Origin of the sequence: Sphingomonas sp. NY01 (genome assembly GCF_038809135.1) — a bacterium.
Classification (GTDB): Bacteria; Pseudomonadota; Alphaproteobacteria; order Sphingomonadales; family Sphingomonadaceae; genus Sphingomonas; species Sphingomonas carotinifaciens.
This window is the reverse complement of the sequence record NZ_CP101722.1, coordinates 1,748,648-1,775,447: the sequence shown is the minus strand read 5'-3', so window position 1 is coordinate 1,775,447 and position 26,800 is coordinate 1,748,648. Positions and strand designations below refer to the sequence as shown.

General features: G+C 68.0%; 24 protein-coding genes, 1 tRNA gene and 2 pseudogenes. 11 read left to right on the top strand and 16 right to left on the bottom strand.

From position 1 onward, the window contains the following. Positions 1-6: 6 nt before the first annotated feature. The 3 genes from mgrA to NPJ82_RS08685 form a co-directional block, all read right to left on the bottom strand. Positions 7-1,086 (bottom strand): L-glyceraldehyde 3-phosphate reductase, encoded by a 1,080-nt coding sequence (mgrA, locus tag NPJ82_RS08695; RefSeq protein WP_342657035.1) that lies wholly within the window; start codon positions 1,084-1,086, stop codon positions 7-9. 72 nt (positions 1,087-1,158) lie between these two features. Continuing rightward, positions 1,159-3,654, bottom strand: a complete 2,496-nt coding sequence (locus NPJ82_RS08690; protein WP_342657034.1) for an FtsX-like permease family protein — start codon at positions 3,652-3,654, stop codon at positions 1,159-1,161. Beyond that, on the bottom strand, positions 3,651-4,325 hold the full coding sequence (locus tag NPJ82_RS08685) for an ATP-binding cassette domain-containing protein (RefSeq protein ID WP_342657033.1): 675 nt from the start codon (positions 4,323-4,325) through the stop codon (positions 3,651-3,653). Before NPJ82_RS08685 ends, NPJ82_RS08690 begins: the two co-directional genes overlap by 4 nt. A 24-nt stretch (positions 4,326-4,349) precedes the next feature. On the opposite strand from NPJ82_RS08685, the gene NPJ82_RS08680 reads away from it, so the two are divergent. Continuing rightward, positions 4,350-5,069: an arylesterase gene (locus NPJ82_RS08680; RefSeq protein ID WP_342657032.1), complete on the top strand. Its 720-nt coding sequence runs from the start codon at positions 4,350-4,352 to the stop codon at positions 5,067-5,069. A 119-nt stretch (positions 5,070-5,188) separates the two neighbouring features. Here the strand turns inward: NPJ82_RS08680 and NPJ82_RS08675 are convergent, their stop codons facing one another. The 9 genes and pseudogenes from NPJ82_RS08675 to radA form a co-directional block, all read right to left on the bottom strand. Next, entirely contained in the window at positions 5,189-5,785 is a 597-nt protein-coding gene (locus NPJ82_RS08675; RefSeq protein ID WP_342657031.1) for a retropepsin-like aspartic protease, read from the bottom strand. After that, on the bottom strand, positions 5,782-6,546 hold the full coding sequence (locus tag NPJ82_RS08670; protein WP_342657030.1) for an MBL fold metallo-hydrolase: 765 nt from the start codon (positions 6,544-6,546) through the stop codon (positions 5,782-5,784). The genes NPJ82_RS08675 and NPJ82_RS08670 overlap by 4 nt, the downstream gene beginning before the upstream one ends. Further along, entirely contained in the window at positions 6,543-7,319 is a 777-nt protein-coding gene (locus tag NPJ82_RS08665) for a TatD family hydrolase (protein WP_342657029.1), read from the bottom strand. Before NPJ82_RS08665 ends, NPJ82_RS08670 begins: the two co-directional genes overlap by 4 nt. Continuing rightward, a complete protein-coding gene (metG, locus tag NPJ82_RS08660; RefSeq protein WP_342657028.1) occupies positions 7,319-8,875 on the bottom strand; it encodes a methionine--tRNA ligase in 1,557 nt (518 codons plus the stop codon). Before metG ends, NPJ82_RS08665 begins: the two co-directional genes overlap by 1 nt. A 46-nt stretch (positions 8,876-8,921) precedes the next feature. Further along, positions 8,922-9,251: a DUF423 domain-containing protein gene (locus tag NPJ82_RS08655; RefSeq protein WP_149682933.1), complete on the bottom strand. Its 330-nt coding sequence runs from the start codon at positions 9,249-9,251 to the stop codon at positions 8,922-8,924. Then, on the bottom strand, positions 9,251-10,999 hold the full coding sequence (locus NPJ82_RS08650; RefSeq protein ID WP_267348620.1) for a cation:proton antiporter: 1,749 nt from the start codon (positions 10,997-10,999) through the stop codon (positions 9,251-9,253). The genes NPJ82_RS08655 and NPJ82_RS08650 overlap by 1 nt, the downstream gene beginning before the upstream one ends. Further along, positions 10,999-11,439: an iron-sulfur cluster assembly scaffold protein gene (locus tag NPJ82_RS08645; RefSeq protein ID WP_342657027.1), complete on the bottom strand. Its 441-nt coding sequence runs from the start codon at positions 11,437-11,439 to the stop codon at positions 10,999-11,001. The genes NPJ82_RS08650 and NPJ82_RS08645 overlap by 1 nt, the downstream gene beginning before the upstream one ends. Continuing rightward, positions 11,436-11,993 carry a CvpA family protein gene (locus NPJ82_RS08640; RefSeq protein WP_112383240.1) on the bottom strand — a complete coding sequence of 186 codons (558 nt, stop codon included), beginning with the start codon at positions 11,991-11,993 and terminating at the stop codon, positions 11,436-11,438. The genes NPJ82_RS08645 and NPJ82_RS08640 overlap by 4 nt, the downstream gene beginning before the upstream one ends. A 37-nt stretch (positions 11,994-12,030) precedes the next feature. Further along, positions 12,031-13,403: pseudogene (gene radA, locus NPJ82_RS08635) on the bottom strand (DNA repair protein RadA). An 87-nt stretch (positions 13,404-13,490) separates the two neighbouring features. Between radA and NPJ82_RS08630 the strand changes: the two are divergent. Next, positions 13,491-14,630: a glycosyltransferase family 1 protein gene (locus tag NPJ82_RS08630; RefSeq protein WP_342657026.1), complete on the top strand. Its 1,140-nt coding sequence runs from the start codon at positions 13,491-13,493 to the stop codon at positions 14,628-14,630. 6 nt (positions 14,631-14,636) lie between these two features. Here NPJ82_RS08630 and NPJ82_RS08625 read toward each other — a convergent pair whose 3' ends face one another. Both NPJ82_RS08625 and NPJ82_RS08620 read right to left on the bottom strand, forming a co-directional pair. Continuing rightward, on the bottom strand, positions 14,637-15,662 hold the full coding sequence (locus NPJ82_RS08625) for an Ldh family oxidoreductase (RefSeq protein WP_342657025.1): 1,026 nt from the start codon (positions 15,660-15,662) through the stop codon (positions 14,637-14,639). Further along, on the bottom strand, positions 15,659-18,040 hold the full coding sequence (locus NPJ82_RS08620) for a glycoside hydrolase family 127 protein (protein WP_342657024.1): 2,382 nt from the start codon (positions 18,038-18,040) through the stop codon (positions 15,659-15,661). Before NPJ82_RS08620 ends, NPJ82_RS08625 begins: the two co-directional genes overlap by 4 nt. Before the next feature lie 306 nt (positions 18,041-18,346). Between NPJ82_RS08620 and NPJ82_RS08615 the strand changes: the two genes are divergently transcribed. Continuing rightward, the gene (locus tag NPJ82_RS08615) at positions 18,347-18,826 is read left to right on the top strand and encodes a cell wall hydrolase (protein ID WP_342657023.1); all 480 of its coding nucleotides are present in this window, start codon (positions 18,347-18,349) and stop codon (positions 18,824-18,826) included. Positions 18,827-18,834: 8 nt separating this feature from the next. Here NPJ82_RS08615 and NPJ82_RS08610 read toward each other — a convergent pair whose 3' ends face one another. Continuing rightward, on the bottom strand, positions 18,835-19,125 hold the full coding sequence (locus NPJ82_RS08610) for a DUF2218 domain-containing protein (protein ID WP_342657022.1): 291 nt from the start codon (positions 19,123-19,125) through the stop codon (positions 18,835-18,837). Continuing rightward, entirely contained in the window at positions 19,125-19,691 is a 567-nt protein-coding gene (locus NPJ82_RS08605) for a PadR family transcriptional regulator (RefSeq protein ID WP_342657021.1), read from the bottom strand. Before NPJ82_RS08605 ends, NPJ82_RS08610 begins: the two co-directional genes overlap by 1 nt. A 100-nt stretch (positions 19,692-19,791) precedes the next feature. Between NPJ82_RS08605 and NPJ82_RS08600 the strand changes: the two genes are divergently transcribed. From NPJ82_RS08600 to NPJ82_RS08565, 8 genes and pseudogenes are all read left to right on the top strand, one after another. Next, on the top strand, positions 19,792-21,102 hold the full coding sequence (locus NPJ82_RS08600; protein WP_149683003.1) for a replication-associated recombination protein A: 1,311 nt from the start codon (positions 19,792-19,794) through the stop codon (positions 21,100-21,102). Then, the gene (locus NPJ82_RS08595) at positions 21,086-21,952 is read left to right on the top strand and encodes a hypothetical protein (protein WP_342657020.1); all 867 of its coding nucleotides are present in this window, start codon (positions 21,086-21,088) and stop codon (positions 21,950-21,952) included. The genes NPJ82_RS08600 and NPJ82_RS08595 overlap by 17 nt, the downstream gene beginning before the upstream one ends. A 26-nt stretch (positions 21,953-21,978) precedes the next feature. Next, a tRNA-Thr gene (locus NPJ82_RS08590) sits at positions 21,979-22,054 on the top strand. Positions 22,055-22,077: 23 nt separating this feature from the next. Further along, positions 22,078-22,773, top strand: a complete 696-nt coding sequence (locus NPJ82_RS08585) for an endonuclease/exonuclease/phosphatase family protein (RefSeq protein ID WP_112383232.1) — start codon at positions 22,078-22,080, stop codon at positions 22,771-22,773. Positions 22,774-22,786: 13 nt separating this feature from the next. Beyond that, positions 22,787-25,047: pseudogene (locus tag NPJ82_RS08580) on the top strand (patatin-like protein). A 64-nt stretch (positions 25,048-25,111) separates the two neighbouring features. Then, complete coding sequence (locus tag NPJ82_RS08575) at positions 25,112-25,444, top strand: hypothetical protein (RefSeq protein WP_112383231.1); 333 nt, start codon at positions 25,112-25,114, stop codon at positions 25,442-25,444. A gap of 5 nt (positions 25,445-25,449) precedes the next feature. Next, positions 25,450-26,124 carry an orotidine-5'-phosphate decarboxylase gene (pyrF, locus tag NPJ82_RS08570; RefSeq protein ID WP_342657019.1) on the top strand — a complete coding sequence of 225 codons (675 nt, stop codon included), beginning with the start codon at positions 25,450-25,452 and terminating at the stop codon, positions 26,122-26,124. 1 nt (position 26,125) lies between these two features. Beyond that, positions 26,126-26,764 (top strand): phosphoribosylanthranilate isomerase, encoded by a 639-nt coding sequence (locus NPJ82_RS08565; RefSeq protein WP_342657018.1) that lies wholly within the window; start codon positions 26,126-26,128, stop codon positions 26,762-26,764. Positions 26,765-26,800: the final 36 nt, after the last annotated feature.

The following is a 26,800-nucleotide window of genomic DNA, read 5'->3' as shown; positions in this document are numbered from 1 at the left end:
CCGCGCTCAGGAGGCGGGCACACCCTGTGCGGCGGGCAGGTCGACGATGTCGGACGACCCCGCCCACAGGTTGATGCCGCCATCCGCTGCGGCGTCGTCGATCGCCGACAGTTCCTCGGGTGTAAAATCGAGGCGGTCGGCGGCTCTCAGCGAGTCGTCGAGCTGATCGACGGTACGCGCGCCGATCAGCGCGGAGGTGACCCGGGGATCGCGCAGCACCCAGGCGATCGCCATCTGCGCCAGCGTCTGACCGCGGGCATGGGCGATGTCGTTCAGCTGGCGGATCGATGCCAGGTTCTGTTCGCTCAGCAACTGCGTGGACAGCGACCCACCACGGCTGGCGCGGGCGTCCTTGGGAACGCCACCCAGATATTTCGACGTGAGCATCCCCTGCGCCAGCGGCGAGAAGGCGATGCAGCCGGTGCCCAGATCGTCCAGCGTCGCCAGCAGGTCACGCTCGATCCAGCGATTGAGGATCGAATAGCTCGGCTGATGGATGAACAGTGGCACGCGCTCTTCCGCCAGGATCGCCGCGGCCCGCCGGGTCAGGCCGGGGTCGTAGGAGGATATGCCGACATACAGCGCCTTGCCCTGCCGGTGGAGCTGCGCCAGCGCGCCCATGGTTTCCTCTAGCGGCGTGTCCGGGTCGACCCGGTGCGAGTAGAAGATGTCGACGTAATCGAGGCCCATCCGCTTCAGGCTCTGGTCGCAGCTTGCGATCAGATATTTCCTGGACGAGCCGATATCGCCGTACGGGCCGGGCCACATGTCCCATCCCGCCTTGGACGAGATGACCAGTTCGTCGCGGTGAGTGCGGAAGTCGGAGGCGAATATGCGCCCGAAATTCTCTTCCGCCGAGCCATAGGGCGGACCGTAATTGTTCGCGAGATCGAAATGGGTGACGCCGCGATCGAATGCACGTCGCAGGATGGCGCGGCCGACTTCGTACACGTCGTCACCGCCGAAATTCTGCCACAGGCCCAGGCTGATCGCGGGCAGTTTCAGGCCGCTGCGCCCGGTCCGGCGATAGGGCATGCCCTGATCATAACGGGCGGCATCGGCGGTGTAGGGAACGGAATAGGGCATCGGCACCTCCACGGATAAGGCTGGACCATCGAACCCCATCTCAGGTTCCGACGGCAAATGGTTGAAACGTCGCTACAAAGCCCGGAGCGATGCGGCAGGCCGGGCACGCAGCACCGGCAGCGTTCCGGCAATACCGATGCCGATCGTCACCGCCGCGCCACCCGCCAGCGTCGCCAGGATCACGATCCAGTTGGGCATCCAGTCGAACCCGAACACCTGCGTCACCACGAACCAGCCGCCGCCGACGCCCAGCACGAGTGCCACCGCACCGACGATGCCGGCCAGCACCGCATATTCGATCGCCTGCGCCAGCAATATCTGGCGGCGCGTGGCCCCCAGCACCTTCAGCATGACCGCGTCATAGGTACGTGCCGCGCGCGCGGCGGCGATCGCACCGAGCAGCACCGCGATGCCCGCCAGCACGGCGATGCCGGCGGCAACAGTGATCGCGGTCGCCATCTGGCCGACCACGTCCTGCACCTGTTGCAACACGCCGCCCACCTCGACCACCGAGGTGGAGGGGAAGCGGGGGAGCAGCGCCCTGGTCACCGCCGGCGCCTTGGCCGCGGGCATGTCGATCGTCGCGGCCAGGTTGTGCGGCACATCGGCCAGCGCGCCGGGCGAGAACACCATCACGAAGTTGAAGCCCAGCGTGTCCCATGCAATCCGCCGGAACGACGCGATGCGCGCCGTGCGCTCCAGTCCCAGAACCGAAATGGTCAGCGGATCGCCGATCTTCAGCTTCAATGCCTCGGCAAGACGCGTGTCGATCGAGACGAGGCTTTGTCGTGCCTCCGCCGCGTTCCACCATCGTCCCGCCGTCAGCGTGCTGCCTGCGGGCAGGGTGGTCGCAAAGGTCAGGCCGCGCTCGCCGCGCAGCGCCCAGGCCCCCTCCGGAATCGTCGCCAGATCGGCGACGCGGGTCGTGCCATAGCCGGTGATCGTGCCGCGCATCAGCGGAACGGTGGCAATGACGGCTTTGGGGGCTACCGCGATGACGGTGCGTCGGAACTCGCCTTCGCGATCGGGTGGCACGTCGAGCGCGAACAGGGCAGGGGCGCGCTCCGGCACCGAGCGACGGATATTGCCGTCGATGCTGGTGCGGATGCTGGCGAGCAGCACGAACAAGGTCAGGCCAAGACCGAGCGCGACGACCAGCGACACGGTTCGCGATCCCGGCCGGTGGAGCGCGGCAAGCGCAAGCCGGGCGAGCGGCCTGCGGGGGCGGGGCAGGCGCGCCGCCGCCATCCGGATCACGGTGCCGATGCCGACCAGTGCGGCCAGTGTCGCTGCCGTCGCCCCGAGGAAGGCCGCGGCAAAGGCAGGGCGATCGGTGGTCAGCAGGGCCAGCACCGCGACCGGGATGCCCGCCGCCACCGCCCAGAGGCGGCCACGCCATCCACCGCCGGCTCGCGCGTCCAGCGCACCGCGCAGCAATGCCGCGGCCGGCACGCGCCCGGCGGCGACCAGCGGCGCTGCGCAGAAGGCGAGTGCGATCAACAGGCCATAGGCCGCCGCCAGCGCGAGCGCGGCGGGGGCAAAGGTCAGTCCTGGCGCGACCGGCAGCACCGCGCCCACCGCCATGCCGACCAGCGGCACCGCGACGATGCCGGCGGTCAGGCCCAGAAGGATGCCGACCCCGGCAACGGCAAGAACCTGCAGCAGATATATGCGCGCCACCATGCCCGATGTCGCGCCCAGCACCTTCAGCATCGCGATATTCTGGCGCCGCGCATCGAGATAGGAGGTGACGCCGTTGCCGACGCCGATCCCGGCGATGACCAGCGCCGCCAGCCCGACAAGTGTCAGGAACTCGCCCATGCGCGCAATGAAGCGGCTGGCGCCGGGTGAGGCACGGTCGCGGGTGCGGGTTTCCCAGCCCGCAGTGGGGAAACGATGCTCGAACCGCCGGACGGCGCTGGCCGGATCGCCGGCGGTGGCGATGCGGTATCGGGTGTCGTACAGGCTGCCCGGCTGGATCAGGCCGGTGCGATCCAGCCCTGCACGTGCGATGATCGCGACGGGGCCGAGCGTGAAGCCCTCGCCAAGCCGATCCGGCTCGTCGGCGATGATCCCCCCGACCCGAAAGCCCGCAGTGCCGAAACGCAGCGTATCGCCGGGGCGCACCAGCAGCCGCTCGGCCAGCGCCCGGCCGATCCAGACCTCGTCACCCGCCGGTGCCCGTACCGTGCGCCCATTCCGAAGGGTAAGCCTGCCGTAAAGCGGATAGGCGGCATCGACGGCCTTCAACTGAACGGGGGCGGTGGCACCAGCAGCGGTGACCGCCATCGACTGCATCCGGATGGTCTCCGACACCCGTCCGATCGCCCGCATCGCCGCCTGCTCCGACGGCTCGGCCAGACGCTGCGACAACGACAATTCCAGATCGCCGCCGAGCAGGACCCGGCCACGCGCGGCAAGCTCGCCGCCGATTGCCTCGCCCAGACTGCCGATCGCCGCCAGCGCGCCCACCCCCAGAAACAGGCACAGCAACAGCAGCCGCAGTCCCCGGAACCGCGCCGACACCTCACGCCGGGCGAGCCGCCAGGCCAGCGCCCAGCTGCTCACGCCGCGATCCGCCCATCAATCAGTTCGATCACCCGGTCGCAACGCCGGGCAAGGGCGGGATCATGGGTGATGATGACCAGGGTCGCTGACGTGGCGGCGCGACGGTCGAACAACAGGTCCATCACGCGGGCGCCGGTGGCGGCGTCGAGATTGCCGGTCGGCTCGTCGGCGAAGACGATGCGGGGACGGGGGCCGAGTGCGCGGGCGATGGCGACGCGCTGTTGCTCGCCACCCGAAAGCTGTGCGGGGTAATGGTCCAGCCGGTGGGACAATCCGACCGCGGCGAGTTCCGCCTCGGCACGGGCGAAGGCGTCGCGCTCGCCGGCCAGTTCCATCGGCACGGCGACATTCTCCAGCGCCGTCATCGTCGGCAAAAGATGAAAAGCCTGAAGCACGATGCCGATCCGGCCGCGGCGTGCGATCGCCAGACCATCCTCGTCCAGCGTGCCGAAGTCGGTGCCCGCCACCTCGACGCGGCCGGAGGTCGCGCGCTCCAGCCCGGCCAGAACCGCCATCAACGACGATTTGCCCGAACCCGATGCCCCGAGCAGCGCCAGGCTCTCGCCATCCGCGACCGCAAGGTCGATACCCTTCAGGATCTCGACCGGCGCTGCGCCGCCAAGCGTCAGCCTTACATCCGCGGCCCGGATGACCATATCGCGTGCGACCATGTTTTCGGGGAATCCAGAATAAAGATGACGAAGACGCCATATGTGGCAGGCGCCGCCCTTATCCAAGCCGCGCTGCTGTCGGCCTGCGATGCGCAGCGCGACGAGGCGCTGCCGGTCACCAATGTCGCGGCCCCGGCGCCGACGGCTGCGGCGGCCCTGCCGGTGTCCGGGCCGAAGCGCACGGTGCTCGCCTTTGGTGACAGCCTGTATGCGGGGTATGGCCTGAAGCGCGGCGAGAGCCTGCCCGATGCGGTTCAGGCGCGGCTGCGCGGGCAGGGGATCGATGCGACGGTGGTCAATGCCGGGGTGTCGGGTGACACCACCGCCGGCGGACGGCGTCGCCTGGCCTATACCCTCGATCGGCTGAAGACGCCGCCCGATCTGGTGCTGCTCGGTCTGGGCGGCAACGACGTGCTGCGTCAGGTCGACCCGGCCGAAACGCGCGCGAACATGGCGGCCATGCTGGAGGAACTGGCGCGGCGAGGCATCCCGGTCATCCTCACCGGCATGATGGCACCGCCCAACCTCGGACCGGATTTCGCTGGTCGCTTCAACCGCATCTGGCCCGACCTCGCGCGCGAACATGACGCCGTGCTGGACCCGTTCATCCTGCAAGGCGTGATCGGCAATCGCCAGCTGATGCTGCCCGACGGGGTGCATCCCAATGCGGTGGGCGTCGGTCGCATGGCGGATCGGGTGGCGCCGCTGGTGGCCAGGCGATTGGCGACCTTGCCGGCTGCGTGATCCACGGTGCTTCGCGATTGCAATGGCGTCCGGAATGGTGCGGCGTTGGGGGAATTAGGGGGTGCGTTCGCCCCCCGGCGCCTTCAATCCAAACGACCGATAATAGAAATTATGTAAAACTAGGACGCTTTTTCCGGGGTCAGTATTAGCTCACCCTTTTCCACCGACCACGATCCCAGCCGCGACAGGAAGTTCATGCCAAGCACATCCTGATCGCCGAATGCCGGCGATACGACGACGCTCAGGTCGTGCGTGGTGATGCTGCCCACCGTCATCGTTCCGACCGTCGCCTTTCGCGCCGCCACCGGGCCGTTCGCGGTCTGCAGCATGCGCGGAAACGGGCTTTCCTCCAGATCGAGCCCCGCGGCGCGCGCCGTAGCGTCTGACAAGGCGGTGATCGTAGCCCCGCTGTCGATCAGCATCGAGCGGGTCACGCCGTTGACCGACACATCGGCATGGAAATGACCATCGTCACCCATGCGGATGCGGGTCTGCATGCCCTCGACACGCTGATCGGTGAACAGGCCCGTCACATGGTGGCGCTGGCTGACCAGGATCAGGCCCAGCGCGAAGATACCGACCCACGCCGCCGCCATCTTCAGGGTCGGCCCCAATTTCGGACGCCGCACGATCAGCGCGGACAGCGGCAGGATCAACATGATCCCGTACAGCATGATCCCGTACAGGAGGATATTGGCGACCCGGTCGTCGCTCACGCGACCAGTTCCAGCCCGTCATAGCCCGGCTGCACCCCTGGCGGCAGTTCGGCGCACAGCGTCGCGTAATCCATCGTCTGGTCCATATGGATCAGCGCGGCCTCGCGCGGTCGCAATGTCTCGACCCAGCCCAGGACCGCGGACAGTTCGGGATGCGAGGGATGCGGCCAGCGGCGCAGCGCATCGACCACCCACACGTCCAGTCCGGTGTACAGCGCGGCCATCGCAGCCGTCAGTTCATGGAAATCGGTGGCATAGCCGATGCTCTTGCCATCCGCTTCGAAGCGAAGCCCGGCCGAGCGCGTCCCGCCATGCGGTTGATCGACGGTCCGCACGCTGATGTCGCCGATCGTGATCGCGTCCGGCAGTTCCTCGATCGTTGCGGTCGGCGGATAACCGCGCTTGCCATGAAAGACATAGGCGAAGCGCGCCTCCAGCGTCTGCCGCGTATCGGCGCGCGCCAGCCCGCGCACGGGATGACCCAGCTGGTGGAATATCTGGCGCAGATCGTCGATGCCGTGGCAGTGATCGGCATGGTCGTGCGTCCAGATGACCGCATCGACCCGGCCGACATTCGCGGCCAGCAACTGAGCCCGCATGTCGGGGCTGGTATCGATCAGGATGCGGGTGTCGCCATGTTCGACCAGCGCGGAGGCACGGGTCCGCCGATTGCGTGGTTCGGCCGGATCACAGTCGCCCCATTCGTTTCCGATCCGCGGCACGCCCGACGACGTGCCGGAGCCGAGGATGCGGATCTTCACGCGCGCGTCTTCGCGAACAGGCGGTGGAAATTCTCCGCCGTGGTCCGGGTCAGCGCCGCGACATCCTCGCCGCGCAGATCGGCCAGGAACGCCGCGGTATCGGCAACGAAGGCCGGCTCCCCCTGCTTGCCCCGATGCGGCACGGGCGCGAGGAACGGCGCATCCGTCTCGATCAGCAAGCGGTCCTTCGGCAGACGCTTTGCGGTGTCCTGCAGATCCCTGGCGTTCTTGAACGTCACGATGCCGGAGATCGATATGTAGAAGCCGAGCGCCATCGCCTTGTCGGCAAAGTCGCCGCTGGCGGTGAAGCAGTGGATGACGCCGGGATAGGCCCCCTTCCCCATCTCCTCGCCCAGAATCGCGATCGTATCCTCCTCGGCATCGCGGGTGTGGACGATCAGCGGCAACTGCGTCTCGCGACAGGCCGCGATGTGCGCCCGGAAACTCGCCTGCTGGCGCGCCCGGTCGCTATGGTCGTAGTGATAATCGAGCCCGCTTTCGCCGATCCCCACCACGCGGGGGTGCGCGGCGCGCGCGACCAGCCGGGCCGTATCGACATGGCCGTGCTGATCCGCCTCATGCGGGTGGATGCCCACCGACGCCCAGACATCCGGCTCGCGCTCGGCGGTCGCGATCACCGCATCCCACTCGCTTTCGCGGGTCGAGATGTTGAGCATCGCGGTGACGCCGCGCGCCCGGGCGCGGGCCAGCACCTCGCCCTGCTGCTCGGCGACGCCCTTGTAGTTCAGGTGGCAGTGGCTGTCGGCCAGCATCAGGCAGCCGCCTCGGCCGGCATCTCCAGCCGCGGAAAGGCCGGGGTCGGCGGCGCCAGGCGGAAACCGCTGGCGGCATGCGCATCGTACCAGCCGTCATCGTCGATCGCGGTGTGGTCGCGCGCCTCGGCACCCAACTGGTCCAGAACCTTGCCCGCCGCCACCGGCACCACCGGCAGGATCGCGATCGCCAGCATGCGGATCGCGCGGACCAGCGTGCGCAGCACCGCGTGCATCCGCTCCGGATCGGTCTTGCGCAACGCCCATGGCGCGGCGGTGTCGATATACTGGTTGCAGGCATAGACGCCGCGCATCCATGCCTCGATCCCCTGGCTCAGCATCAGGTCGTCGAACGCGGTGCGCAGGCCTGCACAGGCGACCACCACCTCCTCGATCAACGCGCCGTCCATGTCTTCCGCGCGCCCGGCCTCCGGCAAAGCACCGTCCAGGTTCTTGGCGATGAACGACAAGGTACGCTGCGCCAGATTGCCGAAGCTGTTGGCCAGTTCGGCGTTCACCCGCGTCACGATCGCCTCGGCCGAATAGGAGCCGTCCTGCCCGAAACTCACTTCGCGCAGGAAGAAGTAGCGCAATGCATCGACCCCGAACGCATCGGCCAGCTCGCCCGGATCGACGACGTTGCCGAGCGACTTCGACATCTTCTCGCCGCGGTGAAGCAGGAAGCCATGCCCGAACACCGACCGGGGCAGCGGAATGTCCGCCGACATCAGGAAGGCCGGCCAGTAGACGGTATGGAACCGCACGATATCCTTGCCGATCAGGTGCAGGTTCGCCGGCCAGAAACGCGAGCGTTCGCCGTTCCTGTCGGGATAGCCGGTGCCGGTCAGATAGTTGGTGAGCGCATCGACCCACACATACATGACATGGCCGGGGCTGCCGGGCACCGGCACGCCCCAGTCGAAGCTGGTCCGCGACACCGACAGGTCGGACAGGCCACCTTCCACGAAGCGCATAACCTCGTTGCGCCGGCTTTCCGGCCGGATGAAGTCGGGATTGGCGGCATAGAGCTCGAGCAGCGGCTGCTGATATTTGGACAGGCGGAAGAACCACGTTTCCTCCGCGGTCCACTCCACCGGGGTGCCCTGCGGCGACAGCTTGGTGCCATCCTCGCCCACGCTCAGTTCCGCCTCGTCGTAGAACGCCTCGTCGCGGACCGAATACCAGCCCTCGTAACGATCCAGATACAGGTCGCCCTTGTCCGCCATTGCCTGCCAGATCGCCTGGCTGGCGGCATAATGGTCGGTGTCGACCGTGCGGATGAACCGGTCGTAGGAGATGTTCAGGCGGTCGGCCATAACGTGGAAATGGCTCGACATTTCGTCAGCGAAGTCGCGCGTCGCCAGCCCGCGTGCACGCGCGGCCTGCGCCATCTTCAGGCCATGCTCGTCGGTGCCGGTCTGGAACAGCACATCGCGGCCCGCCTGCCGCTGGAAGCGCGCGATCGCGTCGGCGGCGATCATCTCATAGGCATGGCCGATATGCGGCTTCCCGTTGGGATAATGGATCGCGGTGGTGATATAGAATGGGTCGGCCATGGCACGGGTCCCTAGACCATCGCCGTGGGCCTCTCAACTACCCCGATCAGCCGCGCACGCTCCACGCCAGCCACAGCCATCCGACGATCAACGCCGCCCCGCCAATCGGAGTGACCGCACCCAGCCAGCGCGTGCCCCCGATCGCCATCAGGTAGAGCGTGCCGGCAAAGATCGCGCCGCCCACCACGAAGGTCACTGCCGGTCCTCGAGCATCCAGCCGGAGTGCGATCAGCGCCGCCACGGCATGGACGAGTTGATAATGCGATCCGGTTTTCAGCCACTCGACCGCCTTGCCCTCGGCACCATGCGCACCGAATGCTCCCGCGGCCACCGCAACGGCACCGGACAATGCCGCCAGTATCGCAATCCAGCCCATCACGCCCCTTCCCGTTCGCCTTGCACGATGATCCGGTCGCTCGCCGCGCGCAGGTCGCCGCTGGCATATTGCGCGGCCAGCCGCTCCTTGTCGCGGGCCCGGTACATCGCCTCGGTCCGGTCGATCTCGCCGATATCGACCTTCAGGCTGGTCAGCGCCAGCCGCGCCATCTTGACGGCCGATTCCAGCACTTCGCGAACGACATAGGCCGCCGGACTACCCTTCAGCTTCAGCAAGGCTCGGCGGTCATAGGCGCGAACAAGGATGGTCGCGTTCGGAAAGGCGGCATGGACGTTTTCCAACAGGTCTGCGGTGATCTGGTCGTCGTCCAGGCAGAACAGGATCAGCTCCGCCTCCGCCGCACCCGCCTGCCGCAACAGGTCCAGCCGCGTGCCATCGCCATAATAGACCTTGGCGCCGAAATCGGCGGCGATGTCGATCATCTGGGTATCGCGGTCGATCAGCGTGACGGGAATGTCCTGCGCGATCAGCATCTGCGCCACCGTCTGGCCGAAACGGCCATAGCCGACGACCAGCGCATTGGCGCCATCGGTCACGGGGCCGTCGCGCTCGCCGCCGGCGATCACCGGCTCCTCACGGATGCGCCGGGTGGCGGCCATCAGGAACGGCGTGGTTGCCATCGACAGCGTGATGATCGCGCCGAACAGACTGGCCGCCTCGGGTGCGATCAGGAACCCGTTCTGCGCCTGCGCGAACAGCACGAAGCCGAATTCGCCGCCCTGGCTCATCAACAGGCCCAGCGCGAACGCCTGCCGCCACTTCATACGGAACGCCAGCCCGATCAGGAAGATGACGCCCGCCTTGGTCACGATCAGCGCCGCCGCCATCGCCGCTACGAACAGCGGGCGCTCCGCGATTGCGGGCAGGTCCAGCATCATCCCCACCGCCAAGAAGAACAGGCCGAGCAGGATCGAGCGGAACGGCTCGACATCGGCCTCCAGCTCGTGCCGATACGGGCTGTCGGCGAGCATCACCCCGGCGATAAAGGCGCCGAGCGCCGTGGAAAGCCCGAGCAGCTCCATCACCGCGGCACTGGCGATCACGGTGAACAGCCCGGCGAACACGAACATCTCGCGTTCGTTCCAGTTGCCGATCAGGCGGAACAGCGGGCGCAGCAGGAAGCGCCCGGCCAGGATCAGCCCGACGATCGCCGCTACCGTTTGCAGCGCCAATATCCATCCCGGCGGCCCGGCATGATCCGCCGGGTTGCGCGACATCGCCGCCACGATGGTGATGAGCGGCACGATCGACAGGTCCTGGAACAACAGGATCGAGAAGGCCCGCTCGCCAAAGGGGGTGCGCAGTCGCCCCGAAGATTGCAGCATCGGCAGCACCTGCGCGGTGGAGGACAGTGCCAGCGGCAGGCCAAGGGCCAGCGCCGCCTCCGGCGAGAATTTGGCGAGCAGCACGATGCCGGTGATCGCCAGCCCGCAGGCGACGACCTGGATCAGCCCCAGGCCGAAAATCTCCTCCTTCATCCGCCACAAGCGGCTGGGCTTCAACTCCAGCCCGACGATGAACAGCAGCAGGACGATGCCGATTTCGGCGATGCCCATCTTGGTCTCGGCATCGCCGACCAGCCCCAGCAGGTGCGGCCCGACCACGGCACCCGCCACCAGATAACCCAGCGTCGCACCCAGCCCCAGTCGCCGGAACAGCAGCACGAAGCCCAGGCCGAACCCGAGCAGGATCGCGCCGTCGCGCAGCAGCGAAACCTCTGCGTGCATCAGCGCACGGGCAGCCGGGCGGCGGCATCGGCCGCGGCATCCGCCGCCGCCTCGAAGGCCAGCCGGATCGAGGCATGCCGCGCGGTATAGCCGAGCGCCGGCTCGAACACCGCAAGCCCCGGCCATTCCGGCGGCGCACCCTCTCCCGCCGCCAGCCATGCGCCCAGCGCATCGCGCGCCGTCGCCAGTTCGGCAGGCGTCCGGCCCAGTATCTGCGCGGCGAGCAGCGACGAGGACGCCTGGCCCAGCGCGCAGGCGCGGACCAGCATCCCCAGCTCAGTCACCCGGCCATCGTCGTCGACATTCACGTCCACCGTCACCCGGCTGCCACAGATGGGGGAGCGCTTCTCGGCCGTGCCCATCGGGTCGGTCAGGCGCTCGTGATGGGGAATGCTGGTCGCCAGCCGCAGGATCTCGGCATTGTAGAGGGGCGCGTTCATGGGGCAGGATCGCCTATGTTGGACGGGGCCGGCGCGGTCGCCGCCCCAAAGACCGGCAGCCCGCGGCGGCGCCGGTCGACGAAATCCGCGATCCCCGCACTGGTGGCGTTGAGCAGCGGATAGGTGCGGCTCGTCACCATCCATTCGGGCCGCCGCGCCGGGCCGCCGCCGACGGTATCGACCAGCAGGGCGACGACCAGGAACAGCAGGCTCGCCAGGATCAGCCCCTTGAGCGCGCCGAAGCCGAAGCCCAGCGCCCGGTCCACCGGCCCCAGTACCGAGGTTCGCGTCCGCTCGCCGATCATCCGCGCGACGAGCTTGCCCCCGAAATAGGTGGTGCCTGCCAGGATCGCAAAGGCCAGCACCGCCGCGCCCGATACGGTGCCGACCATGCCGGTCAGCGCCTGGGCCAGCGGGATATGGAACAGCTTGAGCGCGGCCACGATCGCCACCCAGGCGAACAGCGACAGCACCTCGGTCACGAACCCGCGGGAAAAGCCCAGCACCGCCGATCCGATCACGGCGAGCAGGACGATGATATCGAGCGCGGTCAAGGTCGTGGCCGTCCGTTCCTGTGGTCAGGCCCTCTCGCTACCCGCGCCCCAGCATATGGTCAACGAAGCCGGCCAGCGTCTGGAAACCGGACAGCGTCAGCCCGCCCTTCTCCCCGGTCATCGCCGCGGGCACCAGCGCCCGTTCGAACCCCAGCTTGCCCGCCTCCTTCAACCGCAGCGGGCCGTGCGCGACCGAGCGGATCTCGCCCGACAGCGCGATTTCGCCAAAGGCCACCGCATCGGCCGCCACGGGGCGCTCGGACAATGCCGAGACCAATGCGGCGGCGACGGCGAGGTCCGCCGCCGGGTCCTGCACCCGGTAACCGCCGGCGATATTCAGATACACCTCCGCCGACGAGAAGCTGAGCCCGCAACGCGCCTCCAGCACCGCCAGGATCATCGCCAGCCGCCCGGAATCCCAGCCGACCACCGCGCGCCGCGGGGTCGCGCCCGACGCCAGCCGCACGGTCAGCGCCTGGATCTCGACCAGAACCGGCCGCGTGCCCTCAAGTGCCGGAAAGACGGTCGCCCCCGTCACCCCCTCGTCCCGATTGGTCAGAAAAAGCGACGACGGGTTGGCGACCTCGCTCAGGCCTTCGGTCTGCATCGAGAAGACGCCGATCTCGTCCGTCCCGCCGAACCGGTTCTTGATCGCGCGCAGGATGCGATACTGATGGCTGCGCTCGCCCTCGAACGCCAGCACGGTGTCGACCATATGCTCCAGCACGCGCGGGCCGGCAATCGATCCGTCCTTGGTGACATGGCCGACCAGCACCAGTGCGGTGCCGCGGTCCTTGGCGAAACGGATCAGCTCCTGCGACGACGCGCGCACCTGGCTGACCGTGCCCGGCGCCCCTTCGATCAGGTCGGAATGCATCGTCTGGATCGAATCGATCACCAGCAGCGCGGGCGGCGGTCCGCTCGACAGCGTGGTCAGGATGTCGCGGACCGAGGTCGCCGCCGCCAGCTGCACCGGCGCCTGCCCCAGCCCCAGCCGCCTCGCCCGCAGCCGCACTTGGTCCGCCGCCTCCTCCCCCGACACATAGGCGACACTGCGCCCCGCCATCGCCAGCTTCGCCGCCGCCTGCAACAGCAGCGTCGATTTCCCGATCCCCGGATCGCCCCCGATCAGCGTCGCCGACGCCTCGACGAACCCGCCCCCCAGCGCCCGGTCCAACTCGGCGATCCCCGTCGTCATCCGCTCGGGCAGCGCGATATCGGTATCCAGCCCGACCAGCTGGAAGGCCCGCCCCCGCCTTGCAGATTGTGCTTGGCCGCGAACGGGGTCACGACCTTGGGTGCTTCCTCGACCAGCGTGTTCCATTCGGAACAGTCGACGCATTGCCCCTGCCACCGGGACGCGACCGATCCGCAAGCCTGACAGACGTAGCGCTTCTGAACCTTTGCCATGCCGCCGATATAGCAGGGCAAGAACGATTGGGGAACATCTACACGGCGGTGGTCTTGTCCGCCGTGTCAAGCTATGGCGCGCGCTCCATGGCCCCGAATGCACTCCGCGTCGCCTTGTTCAGCGGCAACTACAACTATACCCGCGACGGCGCGAACCAGTCGCTGAACCTGCTCGTCGGCTATCTGCTTGCCCGCGGCGTCAACGTCCGCGTCTATTCGCCCACCCTGCCCCGTCCGGCCTTCGCGCCTACCGGCGATCTGGTCGATGTGCCTGCTTTGCCAGTACCTTTCGGCCGCGCGGAATATCGCATCGCCCGCGGCCTGCCCGCCGCCGTCCGCCGCGATCTGGAAGCGTTCGCCCCCAACATCGTCCATGTCTCCGCCCCCGAACTGCTCGGCCACGCCGCACTGCGCTGGGCGCGGCGCGCCGGTGTGCGAACCGTTGCCTCGTTCCACACGCGATTCGAGACCTATCCCCGCTATTACGGCCTCGGCATGCTGGAGCCGGTCTTTATCCGCATCATGAAACGCTTCTACGATCGCTTCGACCGGGTACTGGTGCCCAGTCCCAGCATGGTCACCCTGCTACGCGAATGGGGGGTGTCCGCGCCGATCTCCATCTGGTCGCGTGGCATCGACCATGACCGCTTCAGGCCGGCACGGCGCGACCTCCAGTGGCGCCGCAGCCTCGGCATCGCCGATGAAGACGTGGCGATCGGCTTTCTCGGCCGGCTGGTGAAGGAAAAAGGTCTGGACGTCTTTGCCGCCGTGCTGAAGCAGCTTCGCGCTCGCGGCGTGCCGCACAAGGTGCTCGTCGTCGGCAAGGGGCCCGCGCAGGGCTGGTTCGCCGAACAGGCGCCGGGCGCGATCTTTGCCGGCTATCAGACGGGCGACGACCTTGGCCGCGCCGTCGCCTCGATGGACATATTCTTCAACCCCAGCGTCACCGAGACCTTCGGCAACGTCACGACCGAGGCGATGGCGGCCGGCGTGCCCGTCGTCGCCGCGCGTGCCACGGGGGCGGTCGATCTGGTGGCGGACGGGGCGACCGGCTATCTGGTCGACCCTTGCGACATCGCCGGCTATGCGGACGCCATCGCCCGCATCGTCGCCGACCCCGATCTGCGCCGCCGTTTCAGCGAGGCGAGCCGCGCGCGCGTCGATGGCTATCGATGGGACACCGCCAATCAGGCGGTGCTGGACGCTTATCAGGAATTGATGGCCTGACGGTGCCTACCCGCTTGGCAGCGCCATGATGTCGTCATGCAGCGCGCGCGGGATGACCACGCCGTCGCGCAGGCTCTCCGCCCGCGCGGCATAGCGCCTCGCGGAGGGCAGACGCGCCCCCTGCCCCTCGATCGCCGCGAACATCGCCTCGGCGCGCGCCAGATGGTCCGCCACCGCATCGCCCAGGAAACCCGCCGGGTCGATCGCGATCACCAGTTCGCCGCCGATCGGCGAACCGCCGCGGCCGCCATCGGCCCTGATCGACTCCGCGCTGGTCATGTCGCCGATCAGCGGTCCGGCGATCAACTCCACCATTGCCGCCAGCGCCGATCCCTTGTGCCCGCCAAAGGTGCGCATCGCGCCGTTCAACACCGCCGCCGCATCGGTGGTTGACCGGCCTTGCGCGTCATATCCCCAGTCCTCCGGCACCGGGCGGTCCGCACGTCGGTGAAGTTCGATCTCGCCGCGCGCGACCGCACTTGTCGCGAAATCGAACACGAACGGATCGCGCCCCGGCCGCGGCCAGCCAAAGGCGATCGGGTTCGTGCCGAACACCGGCTTCGTGCCGCCTGCGGGGGCGACCCAGGCATGGCTGGGGGTAAAGGCCAGCGCAACCAGCCCCTCCTGCGCCAGCGCCTCCACCTCCGGCCACAGCGCGGCGAAGTGCACGACATGGTTGATCGCCATCGCAGCGATGCCGCAGGCGCGCGCCCGCTCGATCAACAGCGGCTTGCCGCGCTCGAAGGCCAGTTGCGCAAACCCGCCGCCGCCATCCACCTTGACCAGCGCCGTAGCGGGCGATCGAACGACCGGCACCGCATCCGGCACCACCACGCCGCGCGCAATCGAATTGGCCGCGATCAGCAGGCGGTAGATGCCGTGGCTGGCGCACCCGTCGCGCTCGCCCGCCACCATCGTCTCGGCCACCGCATCGGCGTGGTCGGGCGCCAACCCCGCGCCACGCAGCTTTTCGCGAGCCAGATCGCGCAGCGCGTCCAGCGTCATCGCCACGCCGTCCGCCACTGGCGTCATGCCACCGCGCCGGGCTTGGCCGTGTACATCCGCACCCCAAACACCGGGCCTGCCGAATTCCGATCATGCGGCACGAAGCGGACGCGGACCGACTTCTTCCCCTTGGTCAGCGCCTCCGGCAGCGGATAGTCCACATCGAAGAACTTGCCCGGCCGGTCATTGTCCAGCCGCTGCGTCGCGACCTTCACATTGTCGATCAGGATGTCGAAGTCGCGCGACCGCTCGCTGCCCCAATAGGTCGCCTGCAGGACCAGCGGTCCCGGTCGCACCGCCATCGAAAACTCGATAAACCCGCCCGAGCGCGCATCGCGGCCCTGCCGCCCGCGATAGGTGACCGGATAGGATATCTCGGAGACGAGATTGTGGTCGCGCTCCGGCTGCATCTCACCCAGGTGCATGACGTCGACCGAGCGCGCGGTGATGTCGCGCAGCCGCGCCTGCTCGGCGGTGAAGGCGGCTTCCTCCGCCGTCCAGGCGGCATCGCTGAACGTCTTGAAATACACCGCACTGCGCCGCTGATACTGGCGATAGAAGGGCACAAAGCTCATGTCCGCCGGCCGGACGATGCCGCGCGTGGCATAGTGCGCCGCCGCCGCATCGGTCGGAGTGAAGGCGGCCAGCAGGTCGCTGCCGACCAGCGCCGGGTCCGCCTGGTCCCACTTCTGGTCGACCGGCCCGAGATCGGCCGCCAGCACCAGCGGGCCGCGTACCACCGCCACCGTCTGCGCATCGCCGGGCGTCGCCTCGATCCGCAGGTCGAGCGGCAAGGTGATCGCCACCGCGTCCCCGCTCTTCCACCGCCTGTCGATGATCGCATAGCCACGCTCGATCCGCGGCGTCGTCGCCTCGCCATTGACCGTAACGGTCGCCTTGCCGTTCGCCCATCCGGGGATGCGCAACGCCACCGGGAAGCGGCCGCCCTTCACCCGGTTGAAGGTCAGGGTCGATACCGGCTCGAACGGATAGCGGGTGTCCAACGTCACCGCCGCCTTGCGCGCATCCCACCGCGCATCGGCGGGAATATACAGATTGACGAAGAAGGTGCCGTCATCCCCCTCCCAGAAAATCGACTCGCCGTGCTTGGCATGGCTTTCCATCCCCGACCCGACGCAGCACCAGAAGGCATCGTCATCGACCGTGGAAAACCCGCGCTCCACCCCGGTCATCAGCGGCGTCATATAAGTGAAGCCGCCCGTAGCCGGGTCCTGCGCCGACATCACATGGTTCAGGTGCGCGCGCTCGTAAAAGTCGAACAGCGCGCCCTCGGGCTGCCAGGACCAGAGCTGCCGCGTCAGCTTGAGCATGTTGTAGGTGTTGCAATGCTCGCACGTCTGTTCGGTGATGTGCTGCGCGATCGTGTCGGGTTCGGAGAAATATTCCCGGTCCGCGTTTCCGCCGATCACATAGCTGTGATGCTGCGTCACCCGGTCCCAGAAGAAGCGCGCCGCCTGCGCCCGCGGCTGATCGCCGCCCGTCACCTCGTGGATGCGCGCCAGGCCGATCAGCTTGGGCACCTGCGTGTTGGCGTGGAAATTGGCCAGCCGGTCCTCGCCCTTCATCAGCGGATCGAGCACGCGATTGTCGTAGATCAGCCGCGCCATCTTCAGCCAGCGCGGATTGCCCGTCCGCGCGTACATTTCGGCATAGCTTTCGTTCAGTCCGCCATATTCGCAGTTCAGCACATCCTGCACCTGCTCGGGCGTCAGCGCGGCGAACATACGCTCGAAATAGCCGCCCAGCCCCTCGACGACGGCCAGCGCCCTGGCGTTGCCCCAGCCATCATGCACGTCCAGCAGCCCGGCGAACAGCTTGTGAACGGTATAGAGCGGCGACCATGATCCGTTCAGGTCGAACCCGCCCGACTTGATCTCCCCCTTCATCACCTCACGGAAGATCTCCTCGCCATCGACGACGGTGCCATCCTTCCGCTTGCGTTGCAGCGCCCCGACATAACCGGTGCCGCGCTTGGCCTGCGCTTCCGCCAGTTCGTCGACGATGTAATCGGCGCGGCGCTTCATTTCCGCGTCGCCGGTCTGCTGCCAGGTCAGCACCAGTGCGGTCAGGTAATGGCCCAGCGTATGGCCCGCGATCGTGTCGCTTTCCCACCCGCCGTAAATCTCTGCCTTGGGCTCCAGCCCGGCATATTTGCGGAAGTTGTGCAACAGCCGGTCGGGTTGCAGGCGGTGAAGATAGGCCCGGTTCCGCTCCACGGCGGTCGCATAATCCGACGGACGCAGTCGGGTCGCCGCCAGCGGAAGCGGCCTGGCACGCTTCGTCTTCATCTCCGACGTGGCGGCAAGGGCGCCGGCGGCCGGCAGGAGGGCGCACGACGCCGCCCCGATCATCAGCATACGGCGGTTCGGGGCCAGAGTCGTCATCTGCGGCATCTCCTAAATACCGTATACGGTTATGCCGCGTCGTTGGTCACGTCAATGGTGTGCGAGGTTGCATAAGGATCCCGCGTTAACCGAAATTCGTCCCGACCCGGCCACGTTTCATCGACTGGCCTTTGACCCGCCGCCGCGTTTCAAGAATGAAAGCCTCGGTCCAGCCGAAGCGACCTTCCTCCGCCGCAGGGACGCAGGATGCCGCGAATGGCGAGACGTAGGGGGACCTCGACCGCTATTTGTTCCGGATTGCCTCGGCGGGCGACGAACACCCTTGCGCATGTGCAGTGAGCGGGAATGACCAAGCGGCGTTCGATCGTGATGCGCGTCCTTATCGTCGCAGCCGGTGTCTTCGGAGCCCAGACAGCGACCGCCGCCGTACCGGCAGCCGACACGCCGCCCATCACCACCGCCGCCGCGACCGACCCGCAGGAAGTGGAATGCATGGCCAAGGCCATCGTGCGCGAGGCGGGCAACCAGCCCGAACGTGGTCAGGTTGCCATCGCCCAGGTCATTCGCACCCGCATGAAAAGTGGCCGCTTCGCCCCCAGCGCCTGCGGCGTCGTCAAGCAGCGCGGCCAGTTCTTCGATCCGGATGCGTATAATCCTTCCCGCACCACCAGCCGCTGGACCAATGCGATCCGCATCGCCACCGAAACGCTGAACGGCCTCGGCGAAGAGGTGGCGCCCGGCGCACTCTTCTTCCGTTCGGCCCGCGCCACGTTGAAGCAGCGCATCCGCATCGTGCAGATCGCCGATCACATCTTCTACCGTTAAGGGCCGGCTCAGCCCTCGCGCCAGTCGAAGGTCAGCGGCGCCTCGCGAAAGGCGAACCGGTCCAGATGGCTGGACACCACCTCGCGCATCCGGTCCCGATCCTCACCCTCCGGCACGCTCAGCATCACGTCCAGCGTCTCGCTGTCGGCGCGCATCTCCAGCCGCGATCCGTTGGGGAACTCGATCGTCCCTTCCTCCGCGGTGAACGCCACCGTCATCTTGTGCGCCCAGTGCTTGGCCAGTTGCTGCAGATAGCGGCTGGCGGAGTTGGTGGGTACGCGGGCGACGGATATGCTCATCACTTCATCCTCTCGATCTTGCGGGCCGCCTCGTCGATCAGCGCCGCCACCTCGTGCAACGTGTCCTCGCTGACGTCGTCGCGCATCAGGCGATGCTGCAACACCTGACGCAGATTGCCCATTGCGCGGCGAATCGGCGCACCATCGGTCCGCTCGCGATGATCCGCCAGTTTGCGCAGCCGGGCGAACAGTTCATCGACCTGCGCCGCCGCCTCGGCCAGATGGCCACGCCCCGCCTCGGTCGCCGCAAAGCGCTTCTTCGTTCCCTCCGACCGATGTTCCTCGATCAGCCCCATCTCGTCGAGCAGGGTCAGCGTCGGATAGACGACGCCGGGACTGGGGGCATAGCTACCGCCCGACAATCCTTCGATCTCCCGGATCAGGTCATAGCCGTGCCGCGGTGCATCCGCGATCAGCTTCAACAGCACCAGCTTCAGTTCGCCGCCATCGAACACGCGCCGCCGCCCGCGTCCGCCCTCATGCTCGCCGCGCCCCGGCCTACCATGCCGACCGCCGCCGCCGAACGGGCCGTCCGTCCATGCGCCATATCCCATTCCAAATCGCATCGCGACCTACTCCGATATATCTTGATGCGTCAGATATATCTTGAGCCAATCTGATTTCAAGAGGCATGACGTGCCCCGCGGTCACGCCTATCTTTGCCGCATGGCCGATCTGTTCGCGGGGCTGGACCCCGCTCCTCCTCCCGCGCCCGATGCGCCGCTCGCCGATCGTCTTCGTCCCCGGGACCTCGGCGCGGTCGTCGGCCAGGAACATCTGACCGGCCCGGACGGCGCGATCGGGCGGATGGTCGCGGCCGGCCGCCTGTCCTCGATGATCCTGTGGGGCCCGCCCGGCACCGGCAAGACCACGATCGCCCGCCTGCTCGCCGACGCGGTCGACCTGCGCTTCGTGGCCATCTCCGCCGTCTTTTCCGGGGTGGCCGATCTGAAAAAGGCGTTCGCGGAAGCGCGCGACCATGCCCGCACCGGCCGCCGAACCCTGTTGTTCGTGGACGAGATCCATCGCTTCAACCGCGCGCAGCAGGATGGCTTCCTGCCCTATGTCGAAAACGGCACGGTCACGCTGGTCGGTGCCACCACCGAGAACCCGTCCTTCGAACTGAACGCCGCACTGCTCAGCCGTGCGCAGGTGCTGATCCTTCACCGTCTGGACCGGGAGGCGCTCGGTCGACTGCTCGATCGTGCCGAGGTCGAGATGGGCCGCCCCCTGCCCCTGCAACCCCAGGCGCGCGAGGCGCTGGTGGCAAGCGCGGATGGCGATGGCCGCTTCCTGCTCAATCAGGCGGAGACCCTGTTTTCGGTCGGCCTTGCCGAACCGCTGGACGCCGCCGGCCTGTCCGCTTTTCTGCAGCGTCGCGTCGCGGTGTACGACAAGGATCGCGAGGGGCATTACAACCTCATCTCCGCGCTCCACAAATCGATCCGTGGTTCCGATCCGCAGGCCGCGCTTTATTATCTTGCGCGCATGCTCACCGCCGGCGAGGAACCGCTGTTCCTGCTCCGCCGCCTCACCCGTGCCGCGGTCGAGGATATCGGTCTCGCCGATCCACAGGCGCTGCAACAATGCCTTGCCGCCAAGGAAGCCTATGATTTTCTCGGCAGCCCGGAGGGCGAACTGGCGATCGTGCAGGCATGCCTTTATCTGGCCACCGCACCCAAATCGAACGCCGCCTATATGGCACAGAAAGCCGCCTGGCGCTCGGCGAAGGAAACCGGCTCGCTGATGCCGCCGGACAATATCCTGAACGCCCCCACCAAGCTCATGAAGCAGATCGGCTACGGCGCCGGCTACCAATATGACCATGATGCGGAGGACGGCTTTTCGGGCGCGAACTACTGGCCGGACGCGATGACGCCGCAACGCTTCTACGAGCCGACCGGGCGCGGGCTGGAAAAGCGCATCGCCGAGCGCATGGCGTGGTGGGACGCACGACGCCATGAACGCGAGGGCTGACCCGCCCGTCCATTTCCGCCGCTTCGCCGCGATCGACTGGTCCGGCGCGCGCGGTCATTGCCACCGCGGCATCGCGGTCGCCGTGGCGGAGGCGGGCGTGGCCGCGCCGAGCCTCGTGCCGCCGCCCGGTGGCTGCTGGTCGCGTCAGGCGGTTCTCGACTGGGTTGCCGCCCATGCCGATACGGCGACGCTGATCGGCTTCGACTTCAGCTTCTCCGCGCCGTTCCTCGACCGCGGCGCCCATCTTCCCGGCGAGCCGGCAACCGAAGACGCGCCCGCGCTATGGCAACGGGTCGACGCGAGCAGTACCGACGCCGATCTCGGGGCCGCCACCTTTGTCGACGCCCGTCGCGGCATCCATGTCTATGGCCGTGCGGCCGACGGTGCGAAGGCCGGGTATCTCCGCTACCGCCGCTGCGAAACCGCCATCGCCGCCATCGGCGGCCGCCCGTCCAGCATCTTCGACGCGATGGGGGCCGCACAGGTGTCGAAGGCCAGCTTCGCCGGCATGCGCCTCCTCCACCGGCTGCACGGCACAGTGCCCGTCTGGCCGATCGATGCCCTTCCCGTCACTGGCGCACTGGTCGTGGAAATCTACCCGGCCCTGGCCGCCCGGGCCGCCGGAATGGGTCGCGGCAAGCTGCGCAGCGCCGCCATGCTCGATCAGGCCCTCGCGGCCATGGGAAGCGCGCCCCACGCCGCCCTTGTCCGCTATGACGACCACAGCACCGATGCCCTGCTGACCGCCGCATGGCTGCGCGCCAATGCGGCCAAGCCATCGCTCTGGAACCCGGCCGGGCTCACCCGCGAGATTGCCCGAACCGAAGGCTGGATTTTCGGCGTGGAGTAAGGCAAGAGCCCGCGCGACCAGGACGTGCCGGTTTAGCTCAGATGGTAGAGCAGCGGTTTTGTAAACCGAAGGTCGCGGGTTCGATCCCTGCAACCGGCACCATATTCCGGCGTTACCCACCCGGAATGATAAAAGTCGCCAGCTACAATATGCGCAAGGGGATCGGCACAGACCGACGGCGCAATCCGGAGCGGATCCTGGAAGTCCTGCGCGAGGTGGACGCCGATGTGATCGCGCTGCAGGAGGCCGATCGCCGCTTCGGCACGCGCGAAGGCGTCCTCCCGCTCCATCTTCTGGCCGAACATAGCGACTGGAAGCCGGTCCAGTTCGGCATGCGTGCCCTGTCGATGGGCTGGCATGGCAACGCCATCCTCGTGCGCAAACAGGCCGAGATCCGTCATCACGAGGCGATCCACCTGCCCGCGCTCGAACCGCGCGGCGCGGTGGTGGCGGAGATCCGGTGCCGGGACACCCATCTGCGCGTCATCGGCATGCATCTCGACCTGTCCGGTCTGTGGCGCCGTCGTCAGGCCGCGGCGATCCTGAACCATGTCGATGCCTATCCGGACCGGTTGCCGACCGTCATGATGGGCGACCTGAACGAATGGACCGCCGCGGCCGGCTGCCTGCGCGATTTCGGGCGCGACTTCGCCTTTGCCGGCACCGGCCCCAGCTTCCACGCGCGGCGGCCGATCGGGCGGCTCGACCGGATCATGGTGTCGGCCGATCTGCGCATCGCGGAGTGCGGCGTGCATCTCAGCCCGGCCTCGCGCAAGGCATCCGATCACCTGCCCATCTGGGCCAATCTGGTGCCCGCATGATGCGTCGCGGGTGATGCGCGAAAAGGAGCTTCGCCTCGCACTCGTCTGCTATGGCGGCATCAGTCTTGCCGTCTACATGCACGGCATCACCAAGGAGATCTGGCACCTCGCCCGCGCCAGCCGCGGCTTCCATGACGGCGATCCGCCCCCACCGGCAGCGCCGCCGTTTATCGCACGCTGCTGGAGGAAATCGCCGAACAGGGCGGCTGGCGTATCCGTATCCTGCCCGACATCATCGCCGGCGCCAGTGCGGGCGGCATCAACGGCATTTTCCTGGGCCAGGCCATCGCCACCGGCCAGTCGCTCGATCCGCTCACCGATCTCTGGCTGACCGCCGCCGATGTGGAGGCATTGATCGATCCCGCCGCCGCACCCGCGTCACGCTTCTCCAAGGTCTGGGCGCTGCCGCTCGCCTGGATGGCCGCCGGTCGCAGCGCGGATTCAGTGGAGGCGCTGGACGACACCACGCGCGAGGAGGTCCGCGCCAAGCTGTCGCATTTCGTTCGCTCGCGCTGGTTCGAGCCCCCCTTTGGCGGCACCATCTTCACCGGCCTGCTGCTCGATGCCTTCGACGCCATGGCGGCGGCGCCGCGTGGCCCCCGATTGCTGCCCGATGGGCAACCACTCGATCTCTACGTCACCGTCACCGACTTCACCGGCCACCCCGAACGCCTGCAACTCCATTCGCCGGCGGAAGTCGTCGAAACCGAACACCGCATCGTCATCGACTTCAGCGATGGTGGCGAACAGGTCCACACGCTCGCCCCCGCCGCCGAACTCGCCTTCGCGGCGCGGGCCACTTCCAGCTTTCCCGGCGCCTTCCCTCCATTCAGCGCAGGCGAGATGGACCGGGTGCTGGAGACGCGCGGGAGCCGCTGGCCGACCCGCCGCGCCTTTCTGCGCCGTGTGCTGCCCCGCCATCATGCCGCCAACGCCGCCGACCGCGCGGTGCTGATCGACGGGTCGGTGCTCGCCAACGCACCCTTCCGCCCCGCGATCGATGCCTTGAAGCAGCGTCCGGCCCGGCGCGAGGTCGACCGCCGCTTCGTGTATATCGATCCCTCGCCGGGCACGAAGTTCCGTCTGGGCGGCAGCGGCGCCGAGCCCGGTTTCCTCCAGACCATTCTCGGTGCGATCAGCGAGCTTCCCCGCCAGCAGCCGATCCGCGACAATCTGGAGGCCATTGCCGCCCGGTCGGAGCGGATCGACCGCATGCAGGGCATCGTCGCGGCGATCCGCGGCGAGGTGGAGGCGGAGGTGGAGCAGCTGTTCGGCCGCACCTTCTTTCTCGATCGCCCGACGCCGGCCCGCCTCGCCGCCTGGCGTCAGCGTGCCCATGCCGGCGCTGTCGCCAAGTCGGGCTTCGGTTTCGCCGCCTATGCCCATCTGAAGCGTGCGGGTGTCCTGGATCACCTTGCCGCCATGGCGGCGGAGGCGGCAGGCGACACCGGCGCGCCACGCCGCGCGCGCATCCGCGGGGCGCTTGCCGCCGCGCTGGACGAGCGGCTGGCGGACGACGACACCGCGATCGTCGATTTCCTGCGCAGCTTCGACCTCGGCTTTCGTATCCGCCGCCTGCGCCTGCTCGCCCGGCGGCTGGCGGAGGTCGAGGCGGATCCCCCCGATCCCGCGATCACTGCGATGCGGCGCGCCATTTATGAAACGCTGGCCGCGCATCTCGATCGGCAGCGCGGCACCGCCCATCCGGCGCTGCGCCCCGCAGTGCGCTCGTGGCGCGGCGAGGCGGAACCGCTGCTGGGTGCGCTGGCCACCGCGCTCGACTGCCGCCGCCTTGATGATGAAACCGACGCCCGGCTGGCCGAGGCGCTGGCCGCCCTCCCGCGCGAGCCGCGTCGCACGCTGCTGCTCAGCTATCTCGGCTTTCCCTATTTCGACGTCGCCACGCTCCCCTTGTTGCAGGGCGAGGGACTGGATGAGTTCGATCCGGTCAAGGTCGATCGCATCTCGCCCGACGACGCCGTCGCGATCCGCGCCGGTGGTGCCGAGGCGACGTTGAAGGGCATCCAGTTCAACAGCTTCGGCGCCTTCTTCAGCCGGGCCTACCGCGAGAACGATTACCTGTGGGGGCGCCTCCACGGCGCGGAGCGGATGATCGACATCGCCGTGTCCACCCTGCCCCCCACCATCCGCATGCGCCCGGGCCGCGTCGCCGCCATAAAGCGCGCCGCCTTTCTCGCCATCCTCGACGAGGAAGAGCCGCGGCTGACCGCAATCACGGCGCTTATCGCCTCGCTTCGTCGCGAGATCGGCTGAAGGCTGGCCTTGCCCCCCGATCGCGGCTAGACCTCGGCATGAGTATCGTTACCCGAGGACCCGCATGCAGTTCCTGAAGATCCTGTTCTGGTGTCTGCTGGCGTTTCTCGCCGCGGCGTTCACCATGGGCAACTGGACCACCGTGCCGATCCGGCTGGTCGGCGGGCTGATCGCCGACGTGAACCTGCCGGTCCTCCTCTTTGTCACCTTTCTGCTCGGCCTCGTGCCCACCCTCATCTGGCAACATGCCGTCCGCTGGCGCCTGCGCCAGCGCCTCGCGACGGCCGAGCGCAACCTGACCGACTTGCGCAGCAGCGTCGTCGCCGCGACCGAACCGGTGGCCGAACCCGCCACCCCGCTGGCGATGTCGATCGACAAGCCCGGCACGGCGATCTGACTAGGATGAGCAACCGCATCTATGTCGCGATCGACACCCCCGATCTGTCCCGCGCCCTCGCCTTGGCCAAACGGGTCCGCCATCATGTCGGCGGCATCAAGCTGGGCTTGGAATTCTTCTGCGCGCATGGCGCTGCCGGCGTGCGCGAAATGGCGCATCTCGACCTGCCCGTCTTCCTCGACCTCAAACTCCACGACATCCCCAACACCGTCGCCAAGGCGATACAGGCCCTCGGCCCCATCGCACCCGCGATCCTCACCGTCCACGCCAGCGGCGGCCGCGCCATGCTGGAGGATGCCAAGGCCGCCGCACCTACCGGCACGAAGGTCGTCGCCGTCACCATGCTGACCAGCCTCGACGCCACCGACCTGTCCGACACCGGCGTCACCGGCGCCCCCCACGACCATGTCCTGCGTCTCGCTGAACTCGCCCATGATGCTGGCGTCGACGGCATCGTCTGTTCGGGCGCGGAGGTGGCCGCGGCGAAGGCTGCATGGCCAAAAGGCTTCTTCGTCGTCCCCGGCGTCCGCCCCGCCGACGGGCCGGTCGGCGACCAGAAGCGCGTCGTCACGCCGCGACAGGCGATCGACGCCGGCGCCTCCATCCTGGTCATCGGACGCCCGATCACCCAGGCCGACGATCCCGATGCCGCCGCCCGCGCCATCGCGGCCACCCTCTGACGTGCCCGTCACCGCCAAGATCTGCGGCCTGACCACGCCGGACACGCTGGACGCTGCCCTGTCGGGCGGTGCATCGCATGTCGGCTTCGTCTTCTTTCCCGCCTCGCCCCGCCATCTGACGCTGGAGGCTGCGACCGGGCTCGCCGGCCGGGTACCCGCGCATGTCCAGCGGGTCGGTGTCTTCGTCGATCCGGAGGACGCGCTGGTCGAGGCCGCGGTAAAGGCCGGCCGCCTCGACGCCATTCAGCTTCACAAGACCTCGCCTGCCCGTGTCGCCGCGATCCGCGCCACCTTCGGCCGCGACGTGTGGGCCGCGGTCGCGGTCAAGACCGGCGCCGATCTGGCGCAGGCCGCACACTATGCCGGTGCCGCCACACGCCTGCTCTACGACGCGAAGACGCCGGAGACCGCGGAGCTGCCCGGCGGCATGGGCCTGCGCTTCGACTGGCGGCTGCTGGAAGGCTTCCGCCATCCGCTGCCCTGGGCGCTGTCCGGCGGTCTGGATGCCGGCAACGTGACAGAGGCCGTTCGCCGCACGTCGGCGACGCTGGTCGATGTGTCGTCCGGCGTCGAAAGCGCCCCCGGTGTCAAGGAAAAGGGGCGCGTGCTCGCCTTCCTGAAGGCGGTGCAATCGCTCTGATCCCGCCGGCGCGGCGCAGGATGCAATCTCGACACC

Excerpts from the sequence above, each read along its gene's own strand:
- NPJ82_RS08600 (WP_149683003.1), top strand. The coding sequence starts at position 19,792 with ATGGCCGATCTGTTCGCGGGGCTGGACCCCGCTCCTCCTCCCGCGCCC.
- NPJ82_RS08685 (WP_342657033.1), bottom strand. The coding sequence starts at position 4,325 with ATGGTCGCACGCGATATGGTCATCCGGGCCGCGGATGTAAGGCTGACG.
- NPJ82_RS08620 (WP_342657024.1), bottom strand. The coding sequence starts at position 18,040 with ATGACGACTCTGGCCCCGAACCGCCGTATGCTGATGATCGGGGCGGCG.
- NPJ82_RS08630 (WP_342657026.1), top strand. The coding sequence starts at position 13,491 with ATGGCCCCGAATGCACTCCGCGTCGCCTTGTTCAGCGGCAACTACAAC.
- NPJ82_RS08615 (WP_342657023.1), top strand. The coding sequence starts at position 18,347 with ATGACCAAGCGGCGTTCGATCGTGATGCGCGTCCTTATCGTCGCAGCC.
- NPJ82_RS08645 (WP_342657027.1), bottom strand. The coding sequence starts at position 11,439 with ATGAACGCGCCCCTCTACAATGCCGAGATCCTGCGGCTGGCGACCAGC.
- NPJ82_RS08585 (WP_112383232.1), top strand. The coding sequence starts at position 22,078 with ATGATAAAAGTCGCCAGCTACAATATGCGCAAGGGGATCGGCACAGAC.
- NPJ82_RS08575 (WP_112383231.1), top strand. The coding sequence starts at position 25,112 with ATGCAGTTCCTGAAGATCCTGTTCTGGTGTCTGCTGGCGTTTCTCGCC.
- mgrA (WP_342657035.1), bottom strand. The coding sequence starts at position 1,086 with ATGCCCTATTCCGTTCCCTACACCGCCGATGCCGCCCGTTATGATCAG.
- NPJ82_RS08610 (WP_342657022.1), bottom strand. The coding sequence starts at position 19,125 with ATGAGCATATCCGTCGCCCGCGTACCCACCAACTCCGCCAGCCGCTAT.
- metG (WP_342657028.1), bottom strand. The coding sequence starts at position 8,875 with ATGGCCGACCCATTCTATATCACCACCGCGATCCATTATCCCAACGGG.
- NPJ82_RS08650 (WP_267348620.1), bottom strand. The coding sequence starts at position 10,999 with ATGCACGCAGAGGTTTCGCTGCTGCGCGACGGCGCGATCCTGCTCGGG.
- NPJ82_RS08625 (WP_342657025.1), bottom strand. The coding sequence starts at position 15,662 with ATGACGCCAGTGGCGGACGGCGTGGCGATGACGCTGGACGCGCTGCGC.
- NPJ82_RS08665 (WP_342657029.1), bottom strand. The coding sequence starts at position 7,319 with ATGCTGGCCGACAGCCACTGCCACCTGAACTACAAGGGCGTCGCCGAG.
- NPJ82_RS08605 (WP_342657021.1), bottom strand. The coding sequence starts at position 19,691 with ATGCGATTTGGAATGGGATATGGCGCATGGACGGACGGCCCGTTCGGC.
- NPJ82_RS08680 (WP_342657032.1), top strand. The coding sequence starts at position 4,350 with ATGACGAAGACGCCATATGTGGCAGGCGCCGCCCTTATCCAAGCCGCG.
- NPJ82_RS08655 (WP_149682933.1), bottom strand. The coding sequence starts at position 9,251 with ATGGGCTGGATTGCGATACTGGCGGCATTGTCCGGTGCCGTTGCGGTG.
- NPJ82_RS08595 (WP_342657020.1), top strand. The coding sequence starts at position 21,086 with ATGAACGCGAGGGCTGACCCGCCCGTCCATTTCCGCCGCTTCGCCGCG.
- pyrF (WP_342657019.1), top strand. The coding sequence starts at position 25,450 with ATGAGCAACCGCATCTATGTCGCGATCGACACCCCCGATCTGTCCCGC.